Annotated in this window: 18 protein-coding genes; 7 read left to right on the forward strand and 11 right to left on the reverse strand. The window is 67.2% G+C overall.

What is annotated here, in order from left to right; all coding sequences use genetic code 11:
* Positions 1-31: 31 nt before the first annotated feature.
* Complete coding sequence (locus tag N7607_RS20025) at positions 32-718, forward strand: OmpW family outer membrane protein (RefSeq protein ID WP_279867743.1); 687 nt, start codon at positions 32-34, stop codon at positions 716-718.
* A gap of 102 nt (positions 719-820) precedes the next feature.
* On the opposite strand, the gene N7607_RS20030 is transcribed toward N7607_RS20025, so the two are convergent.
* The 6 genes from N7607_RS20030 to N7607_RS20055 form a co-directional block, all read right to left on the reverse strand.
* Positions 821-1,750, reverse strand: coding sequence for an NAD-dependent epimerase/dehydratase family protein (locus tag N7607_RS20030; protein ID WP_279867740.1), 930 nt, complete (start codon positions 1,748-1,750; stop codon positions 821-823).
* Positions 1,751-1,768: 18 nt separating this feature from the next.
* Positions 1,769-2,653: a sugar nucleotide-binding protein gene (locus tag N7607_RS20035; protein WP_279867738.1), complete on the reverse strand. Its 885-nt coding sequence runs from the start codon at positions 2,651-2,653 to the stop codon at positions 1,769-1,771.
* A gap of 128 nt (positions 2,654-2,781) precedes the next feature.
* Positions 2,782-4,782: a neutral/alkaline ceramidase gene (locus tag N7607_RS20040; RefSeq protein ID WP_279867737.1), complete on the reverse strand. Its 2,001-nt coding sequence runs from the start codon at positions 4,780-4,782 to the stop codon at positions 2,782-2,784.
* Positions 4,783-5,028: 246 nt separating this feature from the next.
* Positions 5,029-6,384, reverse strand: a complete 1,356-nt coding sequence (locus tag N7607_RS20045; protein ID WP_279867736.1) for a DUF1329 domain-containing protein — start codon at positions 6,382-6,384, stop codon at positions 5,029-5,031.
* A gap of 14 nt (positions 6,385-6,398) precedes the next feature.
* Entirely contained in the window at positions 6,399-8,198 is a 1,800-nt protein-coding gene (locus N7607_RS20050) for a DUF1302 domain-containing protein (protein WP_279867735.1), read from the reverse strand.
* Between the two features lie 142 nt (positions 8,199-8,340).
* Complete coding sequence (locus tag N7607_RS20055) at positions 8,341-8,979, reverse strand: TetR/AcrR family transcriptional regulator (protein ID WP_279867733.1); 639 nt, start codon at positions 8,977-8,979, stop codon at positions 8,341-8,343.
* Between the two features lie 121 nt (positions 8,980-9,100).
* On the opposite strand from N7607_RS20055, the gene N7607_RS20060 reads away from it, so the two are divergent.
* The 5 genes from N7607_RS20060 to N7607_RS20080 all read left to right on the forward strand — a co-directional run bounded on the left by N7607_RS20060 (position 9,101) and on the right by N7607_RS20080 (position 14,773).
* Positions 9,101-10,681, forward strand: coding sequence for an FGGY-family carbohydrate kinase (locus N7607_RS20060; protein ID WP_279867731.1), 1,581 nt, complete (start codon positions 9,101-9,103; stop codon positions 10,679-10,681).
* Positions 10,678-11,313 (forward strand): class II aldolase/adducin family protein, encoded by a 636-nt coding sequence (locus N7607_RS20065; protein WP_279867729.1) that lies wholly within the window; start codon positions 10,678-10,680, stop codon positions 11,311-11,313. The genes N7607_RS20060 and N7607_RS20065 overlap by 4 nt, the downstream gene beginning before the upstream one ends.
* Complete coding sequence (locus tag N7607_RS20070; protein ID WP_279867728.1) at positions 11,310-12,770, forward strand: aminotransferase class III-fold pyridoxal phosphate-dependent enzyme; 1,461 nt, start codon at positions 11,310-11,312, stop codon at positions 12,768-12,770. The genes N7607_RS20065 and N7607_RS20070 overlap by 4 nt, the downstream gene beginning before the upstream one ends.
* On the forward strand, positions 12,767-13,384 hold the full coding sequence (locus N7607_RS20075) for a hypothetical protein (RefSeq protein ID WP_279867726.1): 618 nt from the start codon (positions 12,767-12,769) through the stop codon (positions 13,382-13,384). The genes N7607_RS20070 and N7607_RS20075 overlap by 4 nt, the downstream gene beginning before the upstream one ends.
* Positions 13,385-13,735: 351 nt before the next feature.
* Entirely contained in the window at positions 13,736-14,773 is a 1,038-nt protein-coding gene (locus N7607_RS20080) for an AraC family transcriptional regulator (RefSeq protein WP_279867725.1), read from the forward strand.
* Between the two features lie 218 nt (positions 14,774-14,991).
* Here the strand turns inward: N7607_RS20080 and N7607_RS20085 are convergent, their stop codons facing one another.
* The 3 genes from N7607_RS20085 to N7607_RS20095 form a co-directional block, all read right to left on the reverse strand.
* Complete coding sequence (locus N7607_RS20085; protein ID WP_279867820.1) at positions 14,992-16,203, reverse strand: DSD1 family PLP-dependent enzyme; 1,212 nt, start codon at positions 16,201-16,203, stop codon at positions 14,992-14,994.
* 217 nt (positions 16,204-16,420) lie between these two features.
* Positions 16,421-17,806: a D-arabinono-1,4-lactone oxidase gene (locus N7607_RS20090; RefSeq protein ID WP_279867723.1), complete on the reverse strand. Its 1,386-nt coding sequence runs from the start codon at positions 17,804-17,806 to the stop codon at positions 16,421-16,423.
* A gap of 1 nt (position 17,807) precedes the next feature.
* Positions 17,808-18,194 (reverse strand): c-type cytochrome, encoded by a 387-nt coding sequence (locus N7607_RS20095; RefSeq protein ID WP_279867721.1) that lies wholly within the window; start codon positions 18,192-18,194, stop codon positions 17,808-17,810.
* Between the two features lie 220 nt (positions 18,195-18,414).
* Between N7607_RS20095 and N7607_RS20100 the strand changes: the two genes are divergently transcribed.
* Positions 18,415-19,803 (forward strand): NAD(P)-binding domain-containing protein, encoded by a 1,389-nt coding sequence (locus N7607_RS20100; RefSeq protein WP_279867720.1) that lies wholly within the window; start codon positions 18,415-18,417, stop codon positions 19,801-19,803.
* Positions 19,804-19,814: 11 nt separating this feature from the next.
* Here N7607_RS20100 and bchE read toward each other — a convergent pair whose 3' ends face one another.
* Positions 19,815-21,368, reverse strand: a complete 1,554-nt coding sequence (bchE, locus tag N7607_RS20105) for a magnesium-protoporphyrin IX monomethyl ester anaerobic oxidative cyclase (protein ID WP_279867718.1) — start codon at positions 21,366-21,368, stop codon at positions 19,815-19,817.
* Between the two features lie 122 nt (positions 21,369-21,490).
* A complete protein-coding gene (locus tag N7607_RS20110; protein WP_279867717.1) occupies positions 21,491-23,131 on the reverse strand; it encodes a methyl-accepting chemotaxis protein in 1,641 nt (546 codons plus the stop codon).
* Positions 23,132-23,136: the final 5 nt, after the last annotated feature.

Raw genomic sequence — 23,136 nt, forward strand, 5'->3', positions numbered from 1 at the left:
AATACGAACTGCTGACTCCCCGGAGCCCACCATGCATAAATCCCTGTTCGCCACTTCCCTGCTGGCCCTCGCCCTGGCCGCCCCGCTGGCCCAGGCCCACCAGGCCGGCGACATCATCCTCCGTGCCGGCGCCGTCACCGTCGACCCGCACGAAAGCAGCAGCGACATCTGGGTCGGCGCGCTCGGCACCGACGTGGCCGGCACCAAGGCCACCCTGGACAGCGACACCCAGCTGGGCCTGAACTTCGCCTATATGGTCACCGACCACGTCGGCGTCGAACTGCTGGCTGCCACCCCGTTCAGCCACGACGTCGGCGTCAAGGGCATGCCCGGCGCCTTCGCCGGCCTCAACGGCAAGCTCGGCGAGCTCAAGCACCTGCCGCCGACCCTGAGCGTGGTGTACTACCCGCTGGACACCGCCTCGGCCTTCCAGCCCTATGTCGGCGCCGGCATCAACTACACCTGGTTCTTCGACACCAAGCTGAGCAGCGAGGCCGAGGACAAGGGCTTCAGCGGCCTCGACCTGGACGACTCCTGGGGCCTAGCCGCCCAGGTGGGCATGGACTACATGCTGACCGACAACGTGATGGTCAACGCCCAGGTGCGCTACATCGACATCGACACCCAGGGCAGCACCAGCTTCGGCGGCCGCGAGGTCGAGGTGGATGTGGACGTCGATCCGTTCGTGTACATGATTGGTCTCGGCTACAAATTCTGAGTCCTCGACTGGCACCAGCAAAAAAGCCCCGCATTCGCGGGGCTTTTTCGTAGGGCGGGTGAAACCCGCGAGAGTACATGGCGCGGGTTTCACCCGCCCTACTCAGCGTCCGAGCAGCTGTGCCAGGCCTTCCGCCAGCGGCGTGGCCGGCGCCAGCTGATAACGCTGGCGCAGCAGGCTGTTGTCGGCCTTCGAATGACGGATATCGCCGGGGCGCGCCGCGCCATAAGTGACCTCGGGCAGGCTGCCGAGCACCTGGCGCACGGCGGCCAGCAGCTGATTGAGGCTGACCGACTGGTTGTGGCCGACGTTCACAGCCCCAGGCTCCACCGCATCTTGGTTCAGGGCCTGCACCAGCAGTGGCACCAGGTCGGCGATGTAGAAGAAGTCGCGGGTCTGCTCACCATCGCCGAACACGCTGATCGGACTGCCGGCCAGGGCGCGCTCGGTAAAGATGCTGATCACCCCGGAATAGGGCGACGAGGGATCCTGGCGCGGGCCGAAGATATTGAAGAAGCGAAAGATCGCCGGCTCCAGGCCGTGCTGGCGACGGTAGAAATCCAGGTAGAACTCGCTGGCCAGCTTGTCCGCGGCATAGGGCGTGAGCGGCGCCTTGGGCGTGTCTTCGGCCACCGCCACGCCCTCGCCGTTGTTGCCGTACACGGCGGCGCTGGAGGCGAACACCACCCGGCGCACGCCGGCCTCGCGCATGGCCTCGCAGATATTCAGGGTGGCGACGAAGTTGCTCTGGTGAGTGCTCACCGGATCGTCCACCGAAGCCTGCACCGAGGCCACCGCGGCCAGGTGCGCCACCGCGCTGCAACCGGCCACGGCACGGCGCACCAGAGCGGCGTCGGCGGCATCGCCCTCGATCAGCTCCAGACGCGGATTGTCCAGGGCCAGGTTGCTGCGCTTGCCGGTGGACAGGTTGTCCAGCACACGCACCCGGTGGCCGGCGGCCAGCAGGGCGTCGCAGAGGTGGGAACCGATGAAGCCGGCGCCGCCGGTGACCAGGATCAGGGAATCGGACATGGGGTTCTCTAGGGCGCTTCAGGCGTGGCGATAGTAGCGGTCGAGCAGCGCCGGCAAGCCGGCGCGCCAGGCCCGCGGCTTGATGCCGAAGGTATGCAGGATCTTCTTGCAGGCCAGCACCGCGTGCTGCGGCTCGTCGGCGGCGTCGCTGCGGGCGGCGTGGGCCTGGGGGCCAACTTCCTGCACCTTGAGCGGGTGCAAGCCGCGCACCTCGCCGATCACTGCCTGGCCCAGGGCCAGCGGCGTGGTCGCCTCGTGGCCTCCGTAGTGATAGATGCCCCATAGCGGGCTCTGGCAGTCCAGCTGCTTGAGCACGGCGAGGATGACCCGCGCGGCGTCGTCGACCAGGGTCGGGTTGCCACGGCGGTCGTCGGCCATGAACAGCTCCTGCTCAAGCTCGGCGCGGCGCAGGAAGCGGCCGAGCAGGCCCTCCGGACTATCGTCCAGCAGCCAGCCGAAGCGCAGCAGAACGTGGCGCGGGCAGGTGGCGCGCACGCACTGCTCGATACGCAGCAGGGCCTGGCCACGCAGGCCCAGGGGCACCGGTTCGTCCTTCTCGCTGTAGGCGGTGGCCCGCGAGCCGTCGAATACCCGGTAGCTGGAGGGCTGCAGCAGCAGGATGTTGTGGTGCTGACAGAGTTCGGCCAGACGCTCCATGGCCCGCTCCTGGGGCGCGAAGCGGCGCTCGTCGAAGCCCTCGGCCTGGAACCAGTCGAAGTAGTAGGCCAGGTTGATCAGCGCGTCGGGGCGGGTCTCGTCGAGCAACTGGGTGAGGCTGGCCCGGTCCCAGCCGCCTTCCGGCGGACGCGGGGCGAGGAAGCCGATGTCTTCCTCGGCACCCTGGCGCACCAGCGCCTGACCCAGGGCATTACCCCCTCCCAGCAACAACAGCCGCATTCGCATAGTTCAGAACAAGACCCGAAAGACCGACGAAGGCCCCGGCCGCCGTGGCGGCGGGGCGAAAGTGGCCATTCTGCGGGTTTCGCGGCGGCTCGTCACTACCAGGGCCGGCGCAGCGGCCCGGTGGCGGACTACTGCACGGTGAAACTGCGGCTGGCGCCGGAGAAAGCGCTGATCCGGCCGGTCACCGGCGCCTTGCTGTCGCCGTAATGCACCAGGCGATACTCGCCGGCCGGCGTACCGGCGGGAATGGTCCAGCGCACGGTGGCATGCGAGGTGCCCCAGAAGCCGTCCTTGCGCAGCCAGTGGTACTGGGTGCTCCAGTCGTTGTCGCGGGCCACCACCTGCCAGGCGCCGTTGACCTTGCGCTGCACCTCGAGGAAGGTGCCCTCGGGGCGCAGGTTGTTGCGCGGGTGGCCGGTCCAGAACACCGCCTGGGCCGTGTCGCCGATGCGGTACTGGGCGTTGGCGTCCGTCACCACCTGACCGAAGCGCTTGCCCAGCGGCGGGTTGTCGTAGACCACCCCGGTGACGAAGTTGTGCTGGTCGTTGCGCAGGTCACGCGGCACCAGGGTGCTGATCACCGCCTGCTGGTCGCGCAGGGCCACGGCCATGTCGTGGAACACCTGCTGGTAGGCGGCCAGGGTCCAGCGGCCGAAGTGGGTGGAGCCACCCTCGTAGTGCTGCTTGTCGTACTCCTCGGCGGTGGTGACATAGCCGGAATAGGCGTTGGACAGTCCGGCCACCACCAGCAGTTGGTCGTTGCCGAGCACCCCGCGCACCGTCTCGCGCAGGCGCCGGCCGGACATCACGGTGAACTCCCCGGGCACCGCCAGCAGGGCGAACTGACCGATGCGCAGGATCGACGCCGGCAGCACCTCGGGGCTCCAGGGATAGGGCTTGAACGCGCTCTGCTGCAGGATGATCGGCTTGGGCGCCTGGCAGGCGATATCCGCCGCGGTCGGCGGGGTGATGGTCTGGGTGATCAGGTTGAGCAGCGGGTTGGTCTCCACCGTGCCCTCGTCGACATCCTCCAGGCCACGGCCGTCCTCGGTGCCGGCGGCGAAGGCGTAGCCCAGCGCGGCGTTGCAGGTCTGCCGCTCCTGGCCGCCACCGAACTGGGGACGCACGCGGATCTTGGAGAAGTCGTTGTACTGCTGGCGGAAGTCGACGGCGCCGGTCAGCTGCACAGTGGCGCCCTGGTACAGCGCCAGCGCCTTGTCGAACTGGCGGTCGCCGATGATCTCGGTGTTGCGGAATTGGTCCTGGGTCGGCCCGGTACCGTCCAGGTTGAGATTGGGCGTGGTGTCGGCGTGGTTGCTCTGGGCGAAGGACGCGACGAAGTCCGGGTTGCCCTGGGCCTTGGCCAGCTCCTCGAAGCGCCATTCGGCGCGGCCCTTGTTGTCACTGGTGAGCAGGGTGTTGCTCTTGTTCATCGACACCGGATGCACGGCGAACCAGCTGATCATGCCGGCGTCGCGGTTGCCCTGGCGCAGGCGCAGCACCAGCATCTCCGGGTCGATCGAGCTGCCGTAGCGCGCCCGCTCCTCGGCCGGGTTGTTGTCGTAGGCGGCCTGCGAGCGGTTGATGCTGGCATTGCTCAGCTCGCCGCGATTGACCAGCACGTGGCCGGGACGCAGGTTGGCGTGGGCCTCGGCGATGGCCGCGACTATGCCGCCCACCTGGGCCTCGAAGTTCTCCTTGATGAAGCCGAGGATGGTCACGTTGTACAGCGCGTAGTGCGACTGGCCGCCGGCCGCGCCGTGGGTATGAGTGGCGCTAAGCACCACGTTCTGCTCGGTGTAGCGCTCGCCGAAACGCTGGCGCAGGCGCTCGACCACCGCCTGGTTGACCGACTGGAACAGCGCACCGGCGTCGACGTTGACGAACACCACGGCGGGCCCGCCGTTGGGCTGGGCGATGATGTAGGCGCGGGCGTACTGACGGTTGTGGATGCCGCTGCTTTTCTGCGCGGGGTCGGCATAGCCCATCATGCCGACCTCGGCGGCGGCGCCGGTGACATCGTACTTGCCGACGCCGATCAGGTAGTTGTCGCTGTAGGCCTGGACGGCCAGGGACAGGACGCTGCCCAGGAACGCGAGCAGCAGTGTGGCGATTCTCCTTGTTTTCATGTTTCAGCACCTCGAGCCAAAGGCTCTTGCATGAACTGCAATCGGTGGCTTGAACTCAGCCGGTGGGTTTCTCGGTCGTCCGGTTTTGCGGCGGCAAAGCTCCGCCCTGCGGCGAGGCCGCAAGCCCGAACCCCCAAGGTGGAAGTGCTGTAGCGACGGTGACTCTGGTAGGAGCGAGCTCTGCGCGAACGCTTCAGTGCATGACTTCGCGAGCAGAGCTCGCTCCTACAGGTCCCTTCGAGAACCTTACTGCGTACCCTTGCGGCGCAGACTGGCCGGGGTGAAGTAGTTTTCCGGCGGCGGCGTGAGGAGGAACTGGCGCGGCGCCTTCTCGTTGTTGCGCAGGCCGATCACCGTGTAGCTGCGGGCGATCAAGTCGTGGTAGACCAGGTTCACCGGGGTGATGTTGGGCACCTCGTAGGCGTTCTTGCTGAACGCCAGGTTGACGTGCCACAGCTCGCCGCGGGCGTCGTAGTTCTCCACCATCAGGGCGTACCAGCTGTCCTCGTCGAGGTAGAAGCGGCGCTTGGCATGCACGTGGCGCTGGCCCTGGCGCAGGGTCGCCTCGACCACCCACACGCGGTGCATTTCCCAGCGGGTCAGGTCGCTGTTCAGGTGGCCCGGTTTGACCAGCTCATCCACCTTGCGCCCCGGCTTTTCCATGGCGTAGTTGTGGTAGGGCACCAGCAGGCTCTGCTTGCCGATCAGCTTCCAGTCGTAGCGATCGGTGGCGCCGTTGTACATGTCGGTGTCGTCGGCGTAGATACCGTCGATCGGCGTGTCGTAGGCCAGGGTCGGCGCGCGGCGCACGCGGCGCTGGCCGGGGTTGTAGATCCACGCCGAACGTGGCTCGGCGACCTGGTCGATGGTCTCGTGCACCAGCAGCGCACGGCCCACGTCGCGGGATGGCGGCAGCAGCTCGCTGGCGAAGAAGTACAGGATGTTGTCGAGGCTGCCGGCATCCTTCTTCGGGTTGTAGTAGTTGGACAGCAGCTGGATGCGCTCGCGCAGGATCGAGTAGCTGCCGCTGGTGGTGACCTGGGCGGTCACCGACACCTCGTCCTGGTAGCGCCCCTGCCAGCGGGCGATGTGGTTCCAGATCGCCTCGCGACCGTCCGCCGGAATCGGGAAGGGAATGCCGGCGTAGGCGTTGAGCAGGCCGTTGCCGCCGGCGGCCAGGGTCGCCTGCTCGGCATTGCGCCGGGTGTTGGCGATGATCTCACTGGGCGCCACGAGGCTGCGGTGGCTGGGATAGACCGGCAGCTTGAAGGTCTGCGGGTAGGTCTTGAGCAACGCCTTGACCCCGTCACTCAGGTTGGCCTCCTCGGCCGCCATGTTCTGCGCGTCGATGATCCGCAGCGGCTTCTCATCGGCATAGGGATCGACATGGAAGCTGCCCGGGCCGCCATAGCCGGCCGGCGCCTGCAGGCCAGCGCCCCACTCGGGAATGCCCTTGGCCGCATCGCCCTGGCGCTCGCCGCCGAAGGGGGTCAGCGCGCCGTCGAGTTGCGCCGCCTGCTCGGCACTCACCTTGGCCTGAGCCGCCAGGGGCAGCAGCAGACCGAGGGAGAGCAGGACGGAGGTAAATGCTGTTCTGGTCATGGTGATCCCTGCCATCAGAAGGAATAGGAGACGTTGAGCGCGACGTGGTCGCGGTCGATCAGCGCGTTGTCCTTGCGCGCGCCCCAGAACGAGGTGTAGGCCAGCTTGCCGGCCAGCTTCTGGCCGTACTTGGCGCCCAGTTCGAGGGTGGCGGACTTGCGCCCCTGGACGAAGTTCTCGTTGAGCGAGGGCGAGGTACCGGACACGTCCTGGCGGAAGGTCAGCCCCGGCATCAGGTCGAAGTTGGGCTGCACGTCCTGCAGCAGGCCGGAGAAGTTCACCGTGTAGCCCCAGGCGAAGGAGTCCAGGTAGTCGTAGTTGACCGTGTCGAGCAGGCTGCCCGGCACATGGTTGAAGGCCACCTCGGCGAGCATGATCAGGTCGTCCAGGCCGGCGGTGGGGCCGAAGGTGTGGATGGTGGAGACCGAGGCGGTATACAGCTCGTGGCGCTTGTACAAGTCGATGCTGCGGCGCGGGTCGTTGGCCGAGCCGTCGCCGAACTCGCCGAGGTCAATGCTGCCGCCGCTGGCCCCGCCAGCGCCGAGGGCGCCTTCGGCCATGCTCTCCAGCTCGTAGATCATCGAGGGTTCCAGCGGCGCGTTGGGCCGATAGGTCAGCTCGCCGGCGACGCTGGTGTCACCGACCGTGCCGGACACGCTGAGGCCGAACAGGCGGATGTCTTCGGGGTAGATGAAGTCGTAGTAGGTGCTGTCGAGCAGGGCCAGGCCGTCCACCAGCGGCACCGAGGCCGGGTCGAGCGCCTGGGCCAGGCTGCACAGGTCACTGAAATTGCCGCCGCTACCGGCGCTACAGGCCATGGACTGGCCCTTCTGGATGCGCAGGAACGGCACCTTGCTGTGGTAGTTGAGGTAGTAGAGGCTGAACTCGGTGTTGTTCCACTCCTCCACCATATAGCGCATGGCGACGCCGAACTGGCCGTCGTCGCGGGCGTCATGCTCCTTGCCGTAGCGGGCACCGGCGACGATGCCGTTCTCGCCGTTGAGGCCTGGCACCAGGTCGGCCAGCGGGCCCAGCTCGTTGCGCAGGTCGACCAGCACGCCGTTGCTGCCCTTGCCGAAGTAGTCCTGGTTGTTGAGGAAGGCGCCGGTGGGGATCAGCTCGTGGCCCTTCCACTCCAGGCCATAGAAGGCCTCGACATTGAGCGCATCGGTCAGGCCCAGCTGGCCGGAGATCATGTTGGTCGGCAGCAGCGCGTCCTTGAGGCTGGCGTTGGGCAGCACCACGCGGCCGATGTCCACCGGGTTGATCACGTTGATGCCGTCGGCGTAGTAGATGCCCTCCCCCCAGTTGATCACCTGGCGCCCGAACCGCAGGCTGTACGGCATCTCGCCGACGTAGCGGTTGGTGTAGAGGTAGGCGTCGAGCAGGCGCGCGCGGTGGCCGGCGCGGTTTTCCAGGTCCGAGGGGTAGCGCTCGTCGCTGTCGGTGTTGTGGGTCTCGAAGCCGTCGCCGCTGGGATCGTGATCCATGATCTGGGTGTCGTACCAGGCGGTACCGCGCATGAACAGGCCGTCCTGCTCGGTGCGCACGTGTAGCTCGGAGGTCAGCTTGAATTCGTTGGAGACGAAGCCGGTGTCGTAGTACTCGCTGCCGTCGTTGTTGTTGGTGAAGATGTTCTGCCCACCGCGCTCGATGCGCTCGGGCGAACTGGTGCGGTACACCGAGGTGAACTCGGCGACGCTCTCCAGCGACGTGGTGACATTGGGCCCGGTATCGATCTCGAACGCCAGGGCCTGCATCCCCCAGATTCCTATTCCGACTGCCAGCGCTATCTTGCTCTTGTTATGCGACATGCTGCTGTCCCCTAGCGGTGATGTGGCGAAACTAGCCGACTTGGAAAAACCTCCATGGGGCCGAGGCGGACAAAAACAGACGCCGAAAGGGCCCTTGAAACATTTCTACACAGGTGCCGTGCGGCACTGCGCGCAGTGCTCATTACGCCTGCCGGGCAAAGGCCTCGAGGCTGCTGGTGTAGATGAACTGCAGGGTGCGTTTGAGCTGCTGCACCCGCTGCTGGCGCTGCTCGGCCGGCAGGGTCAGGGCCAGCTTGGTCACCGAGCTGCCGCCCTCGCACAGCACCAGCGCCAGGCCCTCGGCCTGCTCCGGATCGACATTCGGATGAGCGCTGAGAATCGCCGTGGCAACCATGCCCGCGGTGGCCAGGGTGTCGGCCTGGTTCAGCTCGCGCAGCTCCGGTGCCGCGGCCACGCAGCCCCATACCTCGACGAATCCCGGATGGCTGATCTGGATCTCCACCATCAGGTCAATCAGGCGTTCGATCAGCAGGCCGGCATCGGCGCTGTTGGCCGGGTCGACGATCCGCTTGAGATCCTCTTCCAGACGCTCGCTGACGCTACTGGTGTAGCGCTGCCAGACCTCCTTGACGATGGCCAGCTTGGTCGGGAAGTACAGGTACAGCGAGGCGATCGGCAGGCCGGCCTCGCGGGCGATCTCGCGCATCGACACCGCCTCGTAGCCACGCGCGGCGATCAGCTCCAGGGCGACCTTGAGGATCGACTCGAAGCGCGCCTGGCTACGCTCCTGCTTGGGAGCGCGAGGTGCTTTGGGTTTCACCACGGGGGTGCTTGACAAGGTTTTGTTGGCCACAGCATTCTCGGAAAAACATGAGCAATGCTTATGTTTTAGCGCGACTCTCGCGGAATGGGAAGAGGCCGATGCAAACGAGGCAAAAAACGTGACTGAGCTGGTACTGGCCGTGGACCTCGGCAGCTCCGGCTGCAAGACCGCCCTGGTCGGCCTGGATGGCCGCGTGCGCGCCTTCGCCTTCCGCGCGGTGAGCAACCACCTGTTGCCCGGCGCCGGCGTCGAGCAGTGCCCGGAAGACTGGTGGCGCGCCTTCGAGGAGAGCGCCGCCGAAGTGCTGCAGCGCCCCGAGATCGACCGCTCGAACATAGTCGCGCTGGCCTGCTCCTGCCAGGGCGAAGGCACCCTGCCGGTGGACCGCGACGGCAATCCGCTGGCCCGCGCCATGCTGTACATGGACATGCGCGGCCAGGCCGCCGTGCAGCGTCAGGTCGGCGGCGCCCTGCCGCGCGTGGCCGGCTACGACCCGCTCAAGCTTTGGCGCTGGCTGCGTCTGACCGGCGGCGCGCCGGCGCTGTCCGGCAAGGACCCGTTCGGCCATATCGCCTTCATCCGCGATGAAATGCCCGAGCTGTACGCGCGTACCGCCAAGTTCCTCAACGTCCTCGACTTCATGAACCTGCGCCTGACCGGGCGCATCGCCGCCACCGTGGACTCGGCACTGACCACCTGGGTCACCGACAACCGCGATCCAGCCAACATTCGCTACGACGACGGCCTGCTGCGCCTGGCCGGGCTGAGCCGCGAACAGCTGCCGGAGCTAGTGCGTTGCAGCGATATCCTCGGCACCCTGCGCCCGGCCGTAGCGCAGAAGCTCGGCCTGCCCACCAACCTGCCGGTGGTGGCCGGCGCGGTGGACAACACCGCATCGGCGCTGGGCTCCGGGGCGGTGGCGGACAATGCCCTGCACCTGTACGTCGGCACCTCGTCGTGGATCGGCGCCCATGTGGCGAAGAAGAAGACCGACGTGTTCCGGCAGATCGCCGCCGTGCCCTGCGCCCTGCCCGATCGCTACCTGATGATGGCCATGCAGTCCGCCGCCGGCGCCAACCTCAGCTTCCTGCGCGACCGCATCCTCTACGCCAGGGATGCCCTGCTGCAGAACGAGGCCGGGCCGGACGTCTACCGCATCCTCGACGAGATCGCCGCCGGCGTGCCGGCCGGTGCCCGCGGCCTGCTCTACCTGCCCTGGCTGATGGGCGAACGTACCCCGGTGGACGACGCGCGTCTGCGCGCCGGCCTGCTCAACCTGAGCCTGGAGCACGCCCGCGAAGACATGGTGCGCGCCTTCCTCGAGGGCGTGGCGCTCAACACCCGCTGGATGATGGAGTCGGTGCGCAGCTTCCTCGGCACCCGGCCGGACACCATCACCCTGGTCGGTGGCGGCGGCCAGTCAGATGTATGGAGCCAGGTCTTCGCCGACGTGCTGGACATGACCGTGCTGCAGCCCGAGCAGCCGATCCAGGCCAATGCCCGCGGCGCCGCGTTCCTTGCCGGAGTCGGCATCGGCGCACTGAAGTTTTCCGATCTCGCCGAGCGGGTCGCCATTCGCCGCCGCTTCGAGCCGCAGGCCGCGCACCGCCAGCGCTACACCGACAGCTACGCCACCTTCCGCGCCGCGCACAAGGCGCTGGCGCCCTTCTACGCCAAGCTCCATGGAGACCCACGATGAACGAGCGCGAAGCCCGCGAGGCGGTGGTGCGCACCGCCGTCGCCCTGGCCGACCAGGGCTACCTGGCCGGTGTCGGCGGCAACCTGGCGTTGCGCATCGACGCCGAGCGTTTCGCCGTCACGCCCTCGGCCAGCGACTACTACACGATGAGCGCGGACGATATCTGCGTGCTGCGTCTGGACGACCTGAGCCAGCTTTCCGGCCATGGCAAACCTTCGGTGGAAAGCGGCCTGCACGCCCGCGCGCTGCAGGCGCGGCCGGACTGCATGGCCAGCGTGCATACCCACCAGCCGGTGGCCAGCGCCTTCACCCTGCTCGACCGACCATTGCCGATGCACGGTGCCGAGGCGCGCCGGCTGATCGGCGCCGAGGTACCGATGTGCGCCTATGCACCGTCCGGCACCAGCTGGCTGGCCAGCAATGTCGGCAAGCGCGTGGGCGCCGACCTCAACGCCTACCTGATGCGCAACCACGGCGCCGTCTGCCTCGGCGCCACCCTGGAAGATGCCTGCACCGTGGTGCGGCTGCTGGAGCAGGAAGCCATCGCCTGGTTCCGCCGCGCCCTGGCCGAGCAACCCGACAACCGCCTGTACCGACAGACGCTCGAATTCCTAGAAGAGGACCTGCGATGAACGCCTCCACCGACTTGAACAGCACCTCCGGCATCAGCCACTGGCCGGATACCGACGCCATCGACGCGCGCCTGAAGACGCTGATCAAGCAGCCGATCCGGCCGATCCGCCGCGAACACATGGACAAGGTGCTCGGCTATTTCGACCAGCAGTGCCAGGGCTCCAGGCGCCTGGCAGAGAAGGCCGGCGCGGTGATCCCCGGCGGCGTGCAGCACAACCTGGCGTTCAACTACCCCTTCCCGCTGGCGATGAAGAGTGCCCAGGGCGCGCACCTGGAGGACGTCGACGGCAACCGTTACATCGACTTCCTCCAGGCCGGCGGCCCGACCCTGCTCGGCAGCAACGACCCGGTGGTGCAGGAGAAGGTCATCGAGACCTTGCGCGAGTGCGGCCCGGTCACCGGCCTGTTGCACGAGTACGAGGTCAAGCTGGCCGAGCTGGTGTGCCGCATGGTGCCCTCGGTGGAGATGTTCCGCATGCTCTCCTCCGGCACCGAGTCGGTGATGGGCGCCATCCGCCTGGCCCGCGCCTACACCGGCAAGAAATGGGTGATCAAGATCGGCGGCGCCTACCACGGCTGGAGCGACCAGCTGGTGTACGGCATGCGCATCCCCGGCACCGGCCGGCGCGAGGCCATTGGCATCCCGCGCGGCGCCACTTCGCACACCCAGGAGAGCTTCCCCAACGACCTCGCCGCCATCCGCCGGCGCCTGCAGATCAACCGCCTGTGCGGCGGCACCGCGGCGATCATCGTCGAACCGCTCGGTCCGGAGAGCGGCACCCGTCCGGCGCACCGCGAGTTCAACGCCAACCTGCGCAAGCTGTGCGACGAGTTCGGCGCGCTGCTGATCTTCGACGAAGTGGTCAGCGGCTTCCGCGTCGGCCTGTCCGGTGCCCAGGGCTACTTCAACGTGCGCCCGGACCTGACCATCTTCGGCAAGTGCCTGACCGGCGGCTATCCCATGGCCGGCGGCATCGGCGGGCGCCGCGAGGTGATGATGCTGCTGGCCGGCGGCATCGGCGGCAAGCAGACCAAACGCGCCTTCGTCGGCGGCACCCTGACCGCCAACCCGCTGTCCTGTGTGGCTGGCTACCACAGCCTGCTGGAGATCGAGCGACGCAACGCCCCGGCCATCGCCGGCCGCGCCGGCGACCGCCTGACCGCCGGTCTGGGCCAGATCATCGAACGCCTGGGCCTGCCCTACGTGGTCTACAACCAGGGCTCGGTGGTGCACCTGCAGACCTCCGGCGTGCTGCTGCTCAACGTGCGCAACCCGATCCAGCTGCTGCGCGAGGTCAACCCGCGCAAGCACATGATGGAGGAGATGGGCGCCGCCTACATGGCCCACGGCCTGGTGACCCTGGCCGGCAGCCGCATGTACACCAGCGCGGCCGACAGCGACGAGATCATCGACGAGGCGCTGAACCGCTTCGAAGACGTGTTCAAACTGGTATGAGCCTGCACGACGAGCTGCACCAGGCCAGCCAGCGCCTGGCCGCCAAGGGCCTGTTCAACGACGCCGGCGACAGTCTCTCGCTGCTGCTGCCCGGCACCGGGCGCATCCTGCTGCAGGTCTACGGAGAGGCGCCGCGCGAGGTCGAACTGGGCCAGGGCGAGGATGGCGTGGCTGGCCTGCACGCACGGCTCTATCGCCTGCGCGGCGACATCGGTGCGGCGGCGCTGCTCAGCCCGCGCTGGAGCCTGCAACTGCAGCAGCTCGGCGAGGCCATGCCCTCGGTGTTCGACGAACAGGCGCGGCATATCGGCCGCTCCTGGGCACCCGCCAGCAGCGAGCAGCTTCCCAAGCTGCTGGCCGGCGGCGGCAACGCTGGGCCATTGGAAGGCCGCCTGCTGGCCCTGGGCGTGACGCGCAACCGCATGCTGTTCAACGCCGAGCTGTTCGAGAAATGCGCCATGGCCTACGTACTGGCGCGCTTGGGCGGCGGCGCGGTGAAGAAGGTGCCCTGGTGGGTGCGCCTGATCGCCGGCCAGCGCCTGCGCCAGGACCAGGCCCGCGCCGCCAGCAGCCATGCGGCCGGCCAGCAGGCCGCCGAACTGGGCGCCTATTGAGTCGGGCGGGTGAAACTCGCGTATGCACGACATGACCAACGCGGGTTTCACCCGCCCTACGCCATGCCGCCTAAGCAGACCGTAGGGTGGATGACGCTCTGCTCATCCACCACTGGTCCCGCGCGGGCCGCTACCCGGTGGATCGCCGCCCGACGGATCGCCGCCCGGTGGATCGCCACCCGGTGGATCGATGAAGCGTGATCCACCCTACGGGTGACCTACCGGGGCAACAGTGGCGCCACCCACTGGCACCGTGCTAACTATGCAAGCGCTGCTCCCGACCGGGCAGCGCATAACAACAAGAACAGGCGCCCGCCGCCGCTCTACGACGTCCCTGCAGGGAGCGTGTCCATGAAACCCATCGCCGATCCGCGCTACTCGGAGGCCTCGGCCCCGCCGCAGATTTCCCGCTTCCTGCTGCAGCATGTGGCCGCCGTCGGCCGCGACCCGGCCATGCTGTGCCGTGGCCTGGGCTTCGAGCCGGACGACCTGAAGAAGCCCGACTATCGCCTGTCCTACCGGCAGAGCTATCTGCTGGTGCGCCGCGCCCTGCACAGCCTGGACGACAGCGGCCTGGGCCTGGCCGTCGGTAGCCGGCAGACCGCCGTGTCCTGGGGCCTGGTGGGCATGGCCATGATGGCCAGCCCGACCCTGGGCGAGGCGCTGGACCTGGCCATCCGCTACCAGCGCCACACCGGCGCCCTGCTCGACTGCGAGATGGAAGTGCGCAACGGCCGCTGCCTGGTGTTCGCCAGCACGCGCTTCTTCGATCCCGAGGTGGCGGTGTTCTATCTGGAGGAAGCCTTCGCCAGCGCCCAGGCCATCGTGCGCCACCTGTCCGGCCAAGACCTGGTCATCGACCGCATCGAACTGGAATACCCGCGCCCGCCGCACTGGCAACGCTATGCGGAGCTGTTCCGCTGCCCGCTGAAGTTCGGTGCCGGACACAACCTGATCACCTTCGACGCAAGCTGGCTGGAGCTGCCGCTACCGACCCGCGACGACTACGTGGCCGCCGAGATCGCCGAGCTGCTGGACAGCGCGCGCTGGGAGCAGCACGGCAGCTCCGACCTGATCGAGACCATCCAGCGCGAGGTGCGCAAGAGCCTGTGCCGCCCACCGCAACTGGCCGAACTGGCGCAGCAGCTTAACCTCGGCGAACGCACCCTGCGCCGGCGCATCGACGAGGCCGGGCTGTCCTATCACGGCATCGTCGACTCCGTGCGCCGGGCCAAAGCCCTGGCCCTGCTCAGCCACCGCGACAGCCGGCTGATCGACGTGGCCAGCGAGACCGGCTTCAGCGACGTGCGCAACTTCCGCCGCGCCTTCAAGCGCTGGACCGGGGTGACGCCGCGCACGGCGAAGCAGCGGATTGCTCAGGAGTCCTAGCGGACTGACGGCCCCTCACCCCGAGCCTCTCCCAGAGGGAGAGGGGGCTGAATTGGTGTTGGATTCGAGCCCGTAACTCGTCGACACCTCGGACAAACTCCCTCTCCCCCTGGGAGAGGGTTAGGGCGGCCCGCGTAGGGTGAGGGCTTTGCAGGCAGCTCGGAGCAGACGGAGAGTCCCTCACCCCCGGCCCCTCTCCCATAGGGAAAGGGGAGGACCTATTCCTGATACACCGGCCACCGTTCGACGATCTTGCCGCCGCGCACGGCCAGCAGATCACCGAACTGCAGCAGCACCGCCTCGCTCTGGGTCGGCCGTAGAAACACCTGATCATCCACCGCCAGGCCCACCGCCGGCGAGCCGTTGACCAGCTCCTGGTTCGAGCTGCGCCCGTAAAGGCCGCTCAATTGCAGGCCGGCCGGCGAGGCCAGGTCGGCCTGCCAGTTGCCGCCGTAAATGAAGAAGGTCTCGCGCTGGTTGACGTCCCACCAGGCGAACAACCGTGACTTCTCGTCCAGTGCCGGAATGCGCAGCGCGCCCGTGCGCTTGAGCACCGGCGTGGCGATGTACAGCGCGGGCTGATGCTCGGCCAGCGACGGCAGGTCGTAGTGGCTGGGCTTGAGCAGGCCGGTACCGATGGCCACCTCGCTACTCAACCGCTCCTGCTCGTGAGCCCGGTAGCTGGGGCTGCCGGCGGTGTTCAGGGTCAGGCCGTCATGCCACAGCGCCGGGAAGCGCTGGCGAGTGAAGTCGACATAGCCCTGGTACAGCGCCATGACCTTGGCCAGCAGTTCGTCCTGGCTGCCGAGCACCGAAGGCAGGTTCATGCCGACGAAGGGGTCGTACCCCATGAAGCCGGCGAACTCCAGCTGCTGCGGGTTATCCGCGATCAGCTGCAGCAACTGCCCCAGCACCTGCGTATCGCTCACGCCGCCGCGATGCAGGCCCACATCCAGCTCGATGTTGATGCGTAGCCGCGTGCCCAGCCCCTGGGCCAGCGCCAGGTATTGCTGCAGGCGCTCGGGCGTATCGATCAGCCACTGCAGCTGCTTCGCCGGATCTAAGGGGCCGCTGTGCTGCTGGTAGAACAGCTGCGCCGAGCGTACCGGCAGTGGCTTGCCGAGCAGGATGTCGGCCTCGGGGAACTGCCGCGCATCGTGATTGAGGAACGGCTGGTGGAAGGCCATCAGCTTGCGGGTGCCGATGCGCTCGCCGATATAGCGCAGCAGACCGGGCGACGGCAGCGATTTCTCCACCAGGCGCAGCTGCTTGCCGCTACGAGCGAGGAACTGGCGCACCACCTCGATATTGTGGTCGAGGCGATCGAGGTCGATCAGCATGGCCGGGCGCATCGGTCCGTTGGCCTTGAGCTCCTGGTTCAGCGCCTGAAAGTAGGCATCGTGCGGCTGCCCGCGATCCCCTGGGCGCAGCCAGGCGGCGGCCAGCAGTCCACCGGCGCCCAGGCCGGCCAGCACGAGTGTGCGTCGTTTCATCGCTGCTCCTTCGAACCTGCTCGGTTCTCTTGATCGTCGGCCATGCGTCGTGCGCCAAGAGCCTCGTAGGGTGGACAACGCCGGAGGCTTGTCCACCAACGGCTGGCACCGAGCCCAGATGGTGGATGGCTTCGGCCATCCACCCTACTGCGGTTCAACCGATATTGAGGCCGAACAACCCGGCCAGATGCGCATTGACGAAGCGCCCCTGCGGGTCGATGTCCCGGCGCAGCTCGGTGAACTCCTTCCAGCGCGGATACAGCGCCGCCAGCTGGCGTGCGCCCAGGCTGTGCAGCTTGCCCCAGTGCGGCCGCCCCTCGTACTTCCAGAAGATCGGCTCGATGGCGGCGAAGAAGTCGCGATGGTCCATCGAGTGGTGCTGGTGGATCGACAGCGCGCAACTGTCGCGCCCCTCGAACATGCTCAGGGGGATGTCGTCGGCCTTCACGTAGCGGTACTCGACCGGCATCCAGGTGCGCAGGTTGCCGTCATCGATGCGCTTGAGAATTTCGCGCAGGCAGGCCGGGCCATGCTCGGCCGGCACCGAGTACTCCATCTCGTTGAAGCGCACGTTGCGCACGTTGGCGAAGATCTCGTAGGAGGCATCCACCCGGTCATCGAAGCTGGCCAGGTGGCGCATGTTGTTGAGCAGGCTGCGGCGCACGCCGGGCGAGTCGCTCAGGTGCTTGTCCAGCCCCTCGATGATGTCGATAAAGCCGTTGCCGCCCTCCTCGTCCGGCGGCACCGGCGGCGTGCTCGGGTCCTCGGTCTCGTTCAGCGCCACCGACAGGGCGTAGTCGGAGTGAGTCACCACCAGCATTTCCCAATGCTGGTTGTCGCGCTTGAGGTTGTCGATGTCCTCCAGCAGTTCCTCGGTCTTGCCCAGCCACTGGCGTTCGCGCAGGCGGAAGGCGGCGCGGTTCTGCATGCGCACCCTGGTCACCACGCCCAGCGCGCCAAGGGAGACGCGCGCCGCATTGAACAGCTCGGGGTTCTGCTCGCGGCTGCAGTCGAGCACCTCGCCGGCGGCGCTGACCAGCTGCAGGCCACAGACATTCGAGGAATAGGAACCGAAACCGATGCCGGTGCCGTGGGTCGAGGTGGCGATCGCTCCGGCCAGGGTCTGGTAGTCGGTGTCGGCCATGTTGATCAGTGCCTGGCCGACTTCCCTGAGCGGCGCGCCCATGGTCGACATCGGCGTGCCGCCGCCGAACTCCGCCTGCAGGGTCTGTGCATCGTGCGCCAGCAGCCCGGAGAAGTTGCTCAGCGACAGCAGGGTATCGTCGGTGGGCACCAGCGCGCTGAAGGAATGCCCCGAGCCGACCGGACGGATCTTGCCCGAGGCCTTGCGGATGACCTGCACCAGCTCGTCCAGATCCTTAGGTGCCAGGCGCTCCAGCGGCAGGCAGCTCTGCACCCCTGACCAGTTGCGCCAGGGTATCGGGCGCGGCGTTTCTGCGGCCCACAGCGAGCGACCCGGCAAGGCCAGGCAGGCGCCCAGCAGGCTGGCGCGTTGCAGCAGTTGGCGACGGGAGACCATATCAGCGGCCCTCCGCAGGCTGCGGCGCGGCGGCCATGAATTCGATCAGCGCGCGGAAGTCCGGCTCCGAGCACTGCATGCACAGGCCCAGCGGCGGCATGCCCTGGAAGCCATTGATGCTGTGATCCAGCAGGGTATCTATGCCCTTCTCCAGGCGCGGCGCCCAGGCTGCGGCATCACCGGTCAGCGGCGCACCGGCGGCCGGGTTGGCGTGGCACTGCTTGCAGCTGGCGCCATACAGCTGGGCCAGCACTGCATCCTGGGGCACGCCTTGTCCGGTGTTCGCCTGCGCTGGCGGCGCATCCTCACCGCCACAACCGGCCAGCAGCGCGCCCAGCCCCAGCACCATGGCCCAATCGCGCCAGCCCCTGTTACGCCCTGCCTGCATAGTCCGCTCCGAGTCTCTGCTCATCTCGATAGCGCCACACTAAAGCAGCCACGCATGGCGTATGAGGTCTCAAACGGCCAGCCAGGAACAGGTAAACGGCCAAAACCGGGGCATTCAGGATGGCCGTTGCTGCCCTCTTTCGCGGCCATCGCTCCCCTGCCGTAGCGGCATCGGCTTGGCTAACGTGAATGCATTGCCACCACCCCGCGCGGAGCGCCCCGTGAGCACAGCGAACGACTTCCAGGATTGCGGCGATGCCGTGTGCATCATCGGTGGCGGCCCCGGCGGCCTGTGCATGGCCCGCGCCCTGAAGCGCCAGGGCCTTGCCTACGAGCAGTTCGAGCGGCACAGCGACGTCGGCGGCGTGTGGGACATCGGCAACCCCGGCACGCCGATGTACGAGTCCGCGCACTTCATCTCCTCGCGCGACCTCTCGGGTTTTCTCGACTTCCCCATGCCCAAGCACCTCCCCGACTACCCGAGCCACCGGCAGATCCTCGAGTACGTCCGCGCCTTCGCCCAGGCCTTCGATCTCTACGACAACATCCGCCTCAATACCGCCGTCGAGCATGTGGCCAAGCGCGAGGACGGGCGCTGGCTGGTGACCCTGCAAGGCGGCGAGCAGCGCTGCTACCGCGCCGTGGTCTGCGCCACCGGCTGCAACTGGGACCCGAACATGCCGGCCATCAAAGGCCAGTTCAACGGCGAAATCCGCCACTCGGTGACCTACAAGCAGGCCGCCGAATTCGCCGGCAAGCGCGTGCTGATCATCGGCGCCGGCAACTCCGGCGCGGATATCGCCTGCGACGCGGCGACCCATGCGGAGCAAGCCTTTATCAGCCTGCGCCGCGGCTACCACTTCATTCCCAAGCACCTGTTCGGCCTGCCCGCCGACGAGGTCAGCGAGAAGGGCCCGCAGCTGCCGATCTGGCTGGTGCGACCGATCTTCCAGGCGCTCCTGCGGGTGATCAACGGCGACCTGACCCGCCTCGGCCTGCCCAAACCGGACCACAAGTTGTTCGAAAGCCACCCGCTGCTGAACACCCAGCTGCTGCATTACCTGCAGCACGGCGATATCCAGGCCAAGCCCGACCTCGACCATTTCGACGGCGACCATGCCGTGTTCAAGGACGGCAGCCGCGAGCGCATCGACCTGGCGCTGTACGCCACCGGCTACAAATGGAGCTGCAAGTACGCCGCCGACTACTTCGAATGGAAAGGCGGGCGCCCGCAGCTTTACCTGTCGATCTTCAGCCGCCAGCACCACAACCTGTTCGGCATCGGCTACCTGGAGACCAACTCCAGCGCCTACAAGCTGTTCGACAACGAAGCCCATGCCATCGCCTGCTACCTGCGCGACCAGCTGCAGCGTCCAGAACAAGCACGCCAGTTCGAACAACTGATCGCCACGGATGACCCGGACCTGTCCGGCGGCATCAACTTCATCAAATCCCAGCGCCACGAGGTGTACCTGGAGGTACACGCGCTAAAGGCCCACCTGCGCAAGCTGCGCCGGCAGATGGGCTGGGGCGAACTGGACGAGGGCTACTACGCCGGCCTGCGCGGCAGCACCAGCGTAGAATCGGCGGCACAACTGCAGCAGGTCTGAGCCGTGACGGACTATCGGGAGCGGGCAATCAGCTCCGTCGATGGCTGAGGCGGAGCCTTACGCTTGTCCAGCGCATATTCCCGCTCCGCCAGAGAGGCGCCGAGGAACTGACGCAACGTAGGTCCCACCTTGAGCAGCCGGGTGGAGAAGATGAACTCCACCACCTCGTGAAACCACACCCGCCGCCCCATGCGGGTATACCAGCGCATAGCATGGCGGAAATCGGCATCGCCGCGGAACAGCACGCGCGCCAATGCCCTGGGCCGCGCCTGCATGGCCACTTCGATCAACTTGAACCAGAGAAACACCCGCCAAGCAGGCACACGCTGCACCGCCAGCACCTGATGCTTGTAGTCCCAGCGACGTGTGTCGGTCTGAATCACTTGGCGCTGTTCGGCCGTCTCGTAGAACGGTGTCCAGCGATGCGGAGTGACATAGAGCAACTGAATCTGGTCCGGGTCATAGCGCAGCAGATGGCGAAACGAGCGCCAGTAATCGCGGTCACTCTCCTCCTGAAAGCCGACCACATAAGTAGCCATGGAGACTATGCCGTGCTGGCGTAGCAGGCGGATCGCCTGTTGGTCCTCACGCACGTCACCGCCCTTGTGAATAGCCGCCAGAGTCGCCTCGTCGTAGCTCTCGATACCGAGCAGAAAGCGGATCACCCCGGCCTGGCGGTACAGGTGCAGGATGTCGGCGTCGCGCACTATGTCTCCGGCACGGGTGGAGCCCACCAGCAGGAGCGGCACATTCTCGGCAATCAGCGCCTCGAGGAAGGCTTTCCAAGCCTTGCGCGACCCAGTGGGGAGTTCGTCGGCGAAGTTGATCAGCTCTACGCCCTGCTCGCGATGCAGGCGCGCCAGCTCTTGGGCGAACTTGACTGGGTCGCGATGGCGCCAGCGGGTCCAGAAGCCACGCTGCCCACAGTAGTTGCACAGATAAGGGCAGCCGCGGGAGAACTGCGCCACCACCGCTCGCTTGCCACCCCAATAGGAATAGCGCGCATGGTCGATCAACTCCCAGCCCACCCGGTAGTCGTCCAGATTGCGTAGCATCGGCGCATCCATGGTGCGCAGCACCTCGCCATCCTGGCGATAGGCGATACCGGCTACCTCAGCCAACGGCGTTCGCCATTGCAGCGCCTGCACCAGCGACAGCGCCGTCTGTTCGCCCTCGCCGCGCACAATGAAATCGATGTCCGAACAATCGCGCAGGATCTCGTCCCAGTGATAGGTCGGATGCACGCCACCATAGATGACCCGCAGCGCCGGCAATCGGTGTTTGAGCAGCCGACACAACTCCACCACCGTTAGGTGGACCGAGCTGGAGCCAGAGTGCCCAAGCAACACCAGATTGGGATCGACCTCGGCGGCATGGGCCACGATGTCCTCCAGCGCCTGGTTCTGCAGATCGGCGTCCAGCAGTTGCACCGCAAACCCAGCATCAAGCAACGGGCCACCAATACTGAGCAGCCCCAGCGGTGGCAGGTGCTCGCCGGGAATGCGGCTACCGATCGCCGTATGCGGCGGATTGATCAACAGGATTCGCTGCGTTTGGGTGGTCATCGCCCTTCCTCGGCATTGGTGATGCGAGGATTTGTAGCGCCGCGGAATGTTTGGACGATGAGCGCTGGATGGAGCCTGTGTGGAGATGGCGAGGGGCCTGCCGCCGAGCAGGCCCCCTAGGATCAGGTACGGAACACACCCAGGCCGCCCTTGAGCGCGCGGGCGGTGTCGCCCAGTTCTGCAGCGGAGCGGTTGATTTCGTCGACGTCCTGACGGGTGTGTTCGAAGGCGTCGCGCATGCCGCCGAGGCGGCCGGACATGTCGGCCACGGCGTGCTGGATTTCCTCGCTGCTGGCCAGGGCCTGGTCCACCGTGCTGCTCACCTGGCCCATCTGCTGCACCAGCGCGTCGAGTGCCTCCAGCGCCTCGTCGGCGTCGCCGGCCAGGGCGCGTGAGCGTTCGGCGGTGCTGCCCATGCGCTGGGCCACCAGGCGGATAGCGCCGGTGACCTTGTCGATCACCTGATGGGCCTCACCCAGCACGGTCTGGGTCTGCCCGGCCAGCTTGCGCACCTCGTCGGCCACCACGGCGAAGCCACGTCCCGCCTCGCCGGCACGGGCGGCCTCGATGGCGGCGTTGAGCGCCAGCAGGTTGGTCTGTTCGGAGATGCCGGCGATCATCTGCAGCACCTGGCCGATCTGCTCGGCCTCGCTGCTCAGGCGCTCCAGGTCGACGGCCAGCTCGACGTTGGCCGAGGTGCTGCCGTGCACGTCGCCGATCAGCCGTTGCAGTTCGTGGTGGGCACGGCTCAGTTCGCCACTGGCGCGTTCCAGGTTGGCGCGCACGGCGCCGGCCAGGCTGGAGGAATGCCCGGCCGCATGCTGGATCGACTGGCCGTGCTGGTCGACATCGGCCAGTTGGCCGGCGGCCTGCTGGATCTGCCGGGTGATGTCGTCGGCGCGCAGCAGGAAGGTGTCCGCCAGTTGTTGATTGCTGTCGGCCATGCCGGAGGCACTGGACAGGGTCTGGCGCAGGTCCTGCAGCAGGCCGGAGAGGCGTTCGCCCATCTGCCCCAATTCGTCGCCGCTGATCAGGGCGATGGGGCGTGACAGGTCGCGATGGTCGGCGATGCGGTTGAGCTGGCCGGTGAGCTGGAGTATGCCGCGCACCAGCATGCGCGCCGCCAGCCAGGACAGCAGCAGGCCGACGCCAAGGGTGGCGGCGCCGATCAGCAACAGGCTGCGCAGGCTGTCGCCGATGGCCTGGTCGAGGCTGTCCAGGGTCACGTCCACGCCGACCACGAAGGGCTGGCCGCCGGCGGTGCGCAGGGGCAGGAAGATCGAGCGGAAGCTGCCGTAGCTGTCGGTGTATTCGTCGAACTGCAACTGGCCGCTGCGGGCCGCCGCGGTCACTGCCGGGCTGGCGTCGGAGTAATGCTCCAGGTGCTTGGCGTACTCATCGGCAGCGATGTCCTCGGGGCCGGCGCCGTCGGAGAGGTAATACACCTGGCCGCCGGCATCCACCATCATGGTGTAGGCGTACTTGAGGCCGACCTCCGCCGCATATTCGCCGAGGTTGCGCACCTGGCCCAGGTATTCGCCATCCTTCAGGCCATCGGCACTGCGCGCGCGCTCCAGATAGTCGTCGCCGAGCAGGCGCGGCACCGCATGGGCGGCGGCGCGCAGGCGATTGTCCATCTGCGCGCGGATATCCAGGGACTTGGCGTATTGGGCGTAGCTGATAAAGGCGGCGATGCTGATCAGGTTGACCAGGGTAAAGGCCAGCAACAGCTTGGTTTGCAGGCTGAGATTGCGCAGCGGCATGACGG

Source organism: Pseudomonas sp. GD04019 (genome assembly GCF_029837695.1).
Lineage (GTDB): Bacteria > Pseudomonadota > Gammaproteobacteria > Pseudomonadales > Pseudomonadaceae > Aquipseudomonas.

Bases quoted from the DNA above. Each gene is read 5' to 3' on its own strand.
- N7607_RS20025 (WP_279867743.1), top strand. From the start codon at position 32: ATGCATAAATCCCTGTTCGCCACTTCCCTGCTGGCCCTCGCCCTGGCC.
- N7607_RS20030 (WP_279867740.1), bottom strand. From the start codon at position 1,750: ATGTCCGATTCCCTGATCCTGGTCACCGGCGGCGCCGGCTTCATCGGT.
- N7607_RS20035 (WP_279867738.1), bottom strand. From the start codon at position 2,653: ATGCGAATGCGGCTGTTGTTGCTGGGAGGGGGTAATGCCCTGGGTCAG.
- N7607_RS20040 (WP_279867737.1), bottom strand. From the start codon at position 4,782: ATGAAAACAAGGAGAATCGCCACACTGCTGCTCGCGTTCCTGGGCAGC.
- N7607_RS20045 (WP_279867736.1), bottom strand. From the start codon at position 6,384: ATGACCAGAACAGCATTTACCTCCGTCCTGCTCTCCCTCGGTCTGCTG.
- N7607_RS20050 (WP_279867735.1), bottom strand. From the start codon at position 8,198: ATGTCGCATAACAAGAGCAAGATAGCGCTGGCAGTCGGAATAGGAATC.
- N7607_RS20065 (WP_279867729.1), top strand. From the start codon at position 10,678: ATGAACGAGCGCGAAGCCCGCGAGGCGGTGGTGCGCACCGCCGTCGCC.
- N7607_RS20070 (WP_279867728.1), top strand. From the start codon at position 11,310: ATGAACGCCTCCACCGACTTGAACAGCACCTCCGGCATCAGCCACTGG.
- N7607_RS20075 (WP_279867726.1), top strand. From the start codon at position 12,767: ATGAGCCTGCACGACGAGCTGCACCAGGCCAGCCAGCGCCTGGCCGCC.
- N7607_RS20080 (WP_279867725.1), top strand. From the start codon at position 13,736: ATGAAACCCATCGCCGATCCGCGCTACTCGGAGGCCTCGGCCCCGCCG.
- N7607_RS20090 (WP_279867723.1), bottom strand. From the start codon at position 17,806: ATGGTCTCCCGTCGCCAACTGCTGCAACGCGCCAGCCTGCTGGGCGCC.
- N7607_RS20095 (WP_279867721.1), bottom strand. From the start codon at position 18,194: ATGCAGGCAGGGCGTAACAGGGGCTGGCGCGATTGGGCCATGGTGCTG.
- bchE (WP_279867718.1), bottom strand. From the start codon at position 21,368: ATGACCACCCAAACGCAGCGAATCCTGTTGATCAATCCGCCGCATACG.
- N7607_RS20110 (WP_279867717.1), bottom strand. From the start codon at position 23,131: ATGCCGCTGCGCAATCTCAGCCTGCAAACCAAGCTGTTGCTGGCCTTT.